The organism is Microbacterium sp. ISL-103 (assembly GCF_018613995.1).
Lineage (GTDB): Bacteria > Actinomycetota > Actinomycetes > Actinomycetales > Microbacteriaceae > Microbacterium.
The window spans coordinates 529-4319 of record NZ_JAGGPD010000422.1; the positions used below are offsets into that span (position 1 = coordinate 529).

General features: G+C 68.7%; 3 protein-coding genes. All 3 read right to left on the bottom strand.

What is annotated here, in order from left to right:
- Nucleotides 1-54 precede the first annotated feature (54 nt).
- The 3 genes from J7E68_RS14985 to J7E68_RS14995 are packed head-to-tail and all read right to left on the bottom strand — an operon-like array spanning nucleotide 55 to nucleotide 3726.
- Nucleotides 55-1923, bottom strand: a complete 1869-nt coding sequence (locus J7E68_RS14985) for a beta-L-arabinofuranosidase domain-containing protein (RefSeq protein WP_215173904.1) — start codon at nucleotides 1921-1923, stop codon at nucleotides 55-57.
- Complete coding sequence (locus J7E68_RS14990) at nucleotides 1920-2810, bottom strand: carbohydrate ABC transporter permease (protein WP_215173906.1); 891 nt, start codon at nucleotides 2808-2810, stop codon at nucleotides 1920-1922. The genes J7E68_RS14985 and J7E68_RS14990 overlap by 4 nt, the downstream gene beginning before the upstream one ends.
- A gap of 10 nt (nucleotides 2811-2820) precedes the next feature.
- Nucleotides 2821-3726 (bottom strand): carbohydrate ABC transporter permease, encoded by a 906-nt coding sequence (locus J7E68_RS14995; RefSeq protein WP_215173908.1) that lies wholly within the window; start codon nucleotides 3724-3726, stop codon nucleotides 2821-2823.
- Nucleotides 3727-3791 lie beyond the last annotated feature (65 nt).

Consider the following 3791-nt stretch of genomic DNA (forward strand, 5'->3'; position numbering starts at 1 on the left):
CCCCGCTCGAGCGAGAGGGGGCCGCTCGCGTGATCCGGATGCGGGGGCGCCGGGTCAGCTCGTCGGGATCCACACCCGCATGGTCGACGGACCGCGCCGGGCCCAGTCGTGGTAGGCGATCAGGGGTGCATCGACCATGTCGCCGGTCAAGCGGTGGCGCACCGGCAGCACGACGTGACCGTCGCTCTCGACGGGGTCGCCGACCACGACCGCGTCGCCGACATCGGCTCCGAGATCGATCGACTCGAGGGCGAGCACCTCGGGCCCGCGCTCGATCGCGACGCTGCCGCGCACGGCATCCACCATCGGATGCGGTGAGGTGGCGCGCGCCACGATCGGCAGATCCAGCTCGACGATGTCGCCGGCACGGAAAGCCCGGGCGACCTCGACCGCCCCCGCAGGTGCGGGCGACTCCGTGACGTCGCCACCGCTGCGCACTCGTACCGTGGCGCCGTCGGCCCAGCCGGGAACGCGCAGAGTCAGGGTGAACTCGGCATCCTCGCGGATCGTGACGCGGATGCCGCCATCGGCCGGATACCCCGTCTCGACATCGAACGCCACGACCCGGCCGTCCGGCAGCGCCGTGCGCACGATCGAGGGCGCGTACTGGTGCAGCTGCACGCCGTCGTCATCGGCCGTGGACACATAGGCCGCGAGGCTCGCGAAGGTGCGGGCCACATTGGGCGGACAGCACGATACCTCGAACCACGGGGCCCGCAGCGATGACGAGGCTCGCGGCGACGTCGCATCCGGATCCGCCGGGACGCCGGGTGTGCGCTGGTGCAGCGTGTTGGCGTAGAAGAACGAGCGCCCGTCGCCGGCGGGCGAGGTCGCGACGACGTTGAACAGGGTGCGCTCGATCAGGTCGGCGTAGTGCGTCTCGCCCGTGGCCAGCAGCAGACGCCACGAGAACATGATCGAGCCGATCCCGGCGCAGGTCTCGGAGTAGGCGCGGTCGGGCGGCAGCTCCCAGTCGTCGCCGAACGCCTCGTCCTGATGATGCGACCCCTGGCCGCCTGTGACGTAGGTGCGGCGTTCGACCGTGCGGTCCCACTGCGCGCGCAGGGAGTCGAGCAGCGACTCGTCCGACAGCTCGGTCGCGACGTCGGCGGCAGCGGAGGAGAGGTAGTTCGCCCGCACGGAGTGCCCGCGCAGAGCCTCGGCGTCGCGCACCGACAGGTCGTCCTGGAAGTAGCTGCGCCCCCATTCGATCTCGCCCAGAGACCCGCGGCCGTGCCGCTCGACGAACAGAGCGGCCTGGTCGATGTAGCGCTGCTCGCCGAGCGCTCGTCCGAGTTCCGCCAGACCCACCTCGACCTCGGCGTGCCCGCAGATCGCGTCGCGCCCGTCTGCGCCGAACTCACGGCAGACGAGGTCGGCGGCGCGTCGGGCGATGTCGATCAGACCGTCATCCTCCTCGGGTCGCGTGCGAACCCGGGCGACGGCCGCCTGGAACAGGTGCCCGAGACAGTACAGCTCGTGCCCCCACTGCAGCGCCGACCAGCGCTCACCCTGACCGTCGCGGCCGAACATCGTGTTGAGGTACCCGTCGGGCTCCTGCGCCGCGGCGACCCTGTCGACCACGCGGCGGAACCGCTGATCGAGGTCGCCGTCAGCTGCGGCATCCGTGCGTCCGATCTCCCACGCCAGCGCCTCGAGGTACTTGAAGATCTCGGAGTCGGCGAACTCGCGGCCCCGGCGTCCTTCGGGAAGCGTGCCGGCGGCGGCGAGATCGAAGTTCGGCAGCCACCCCTCGGACTCGAGGCGCGATTCGATGTGCGTGAGCGTGGCCGTGCCGTTGACGGCCTGGCGGTCGCCCCAGAACCCTCCGGTGATGCGCACCTCCGAGAGGCCGAGAGGCCGCAGTCGGCCGCGGGTGGGGACGACGGGCGCGGCAGGTGTTGTGGTGTCGAACATGGTCATCCCTTGAAGGCGCCGGACATGAAGCCGCGCACGTAGTGTCGTTGCAGGATCAGGAAGAGCAGGATGCAGGGGAGCGCCAGCACGACGACCCCCGCCTCGGTCGCGCCGTAGTCGACGACGCCCTGCACCTGTCCTCGGAGGTTGGCCACCGCGAGCGGCAGCGTCATGCGGTTGGTGTCGTTGATGAGGATCAGCGGGGCCATGAAGTCGTTCCACGCGGTGAGGAAGGCGAAGAGCCCGACCGTGACGAGACCCGGCTTGACCGCGGGCAGCAGCACCCGCCACAGGGCGCCCCAGCTCGAGCATCCGTCGACCATCGCCGCCTCGTCCATCTCTTTCGGAATCGACTCGAACGAGATGCGCATCATGAACATCGAGAACGGCAGCTGGAACATCGTGATCACCAGCGCGACGCCGACGAGCGAGTTCTGCAGGCCGACCGAATTGAGGATCACATAGAGCGGGATGAGCAGGGTCGCGTACGGCACCATCAGGATCGCGAGGGTCAGCAGGAACAGCGCGTTCTTGCCGGGGAACGAGAAGCGCGCGAATGCGTATCCGCCCAGCAGCGAGATGAACAGCGTGAGCGCCACCGTGAGCACCGAGACGAAGAGCGAGTTGCCGAGGTACACCCAGATGCCCGCCTGGTACTCGCCGAGGGCGGCGTAGTTGCCGAAGCCCCAGCCGTCGGTCTGGCTGGTGCCGGCCATCGGGCTGACCGACGAGACGCCGGTCCAGATGAGCGGATAGAGGAAGATCACCGCGAGGGCTGTGGTGAACACCCAGTACGGGATGCCGAAGACGACGCGGGCTGCCTTCGAGCGGTACCGGGGCGCGGTGGGCTGATGATTCGGGGCGACGATGGTGCGCGTCAGGGTCTGGGACATGATTCTCAGCTCAGTTCTCATCCGTGCGGCGGAACGCGCGCAGCTGGAAGACGTTGATGACGATGAGCGCGAGCAGCACGATCACCGAGAGGGCGCCGGCGATGCCGAGGCTGTTCTGCCCCTGGAACGCGACGTTGTAGATCAGCTGCACCACGGTCATGGTGCTGTTGTCGGGGCCGCCCTTGGTGAGGATGTAGAACTGCTCGAACGCGAGCAGCGACCCGGTCACGCACATCACGGTGGTGAGGGCGAACGTCGGCTTGAGCAGCGGCACCGTGATGTCGCGGAACGTCTGCCACCGGTTCGCGCCGTCGATGCGGGCGGCCTCGTAGACGTCGTCGGGGATGCCCTGCAGGCCCACCAGCATCAGCAGCATGTAGAAGCCCGCGTACCGCCAGACGATCAGGAATATCGTCGACCACAGCGCGCCCTCGGGGGAGCCGAGGAACGTGATGCCCCACGACTTCATGAGGTTCGCGAAGGGGCCGGCGATGGGGGAGTACAGCACGTAGAAGAGCAGTGAGGCGGATGCGAGGCCCAGGGCGCTCGGGATGAGGAACGCCGTGCGCAGGAACCCCTTCCACCGGGTCGACTCCTGCACGAGCAGGGCGAGTCCGAGTCCGAGGCCGATCAGGATGACGGTGGTGATGAGCGTGTACAGCAGGGTGAAGCGGATCGAGTCCCAGAAGAGGCGGTGAGTGACGGCATCCGCGTAGTTCTCGGGGAAGTTGATGCCCTGGTTGCCGCTCAACAGGGGCCAGTCGGATGCCGACATCTGCACCACCAGCACCAGCGGGACGATGAAGAGCAGGGCGACGAAGATCGCGGTGGGGGCGGCGTAGAGCCAGCCCTGCACCGGGCCGCCGAACGCGGTGCGAGGTCTGCGGCGACGCAGCGGGGGTGCGGCCTGGGTCATCTCGTTATCTTTCGATCGGGACGTACGGGTCCGCCGTCGTACGCGCGTTCGGGCATGCGCGCGGG

What these genes read in the sequence shown, in the direction of transcription:
- J7E68_RS14990 (WP_215173906.1), bottom strand. Translation starts at nt 2,810, where the DNA reads ATGTCCCAGACCCTGACGCGCACCATCGTCGCCCCGAATCATCAGCCC.
- J7E68_RS14995 (WP_215173908.1), bottom strand. Translation starts at nt 3,726, where the DNA reads ATGACCCAGGCCGCACCCCCGCTGCGTCGCCGCAGACCTCGCACCGCG.
- J7E68_RS14985 (WP_215173904.1), bottom strand. Translation starts at nt 1,923, where the DNA reads ATGACCATGTTCGACACCACAACACCTGCCGCGCCCGTCGTCCCCACC.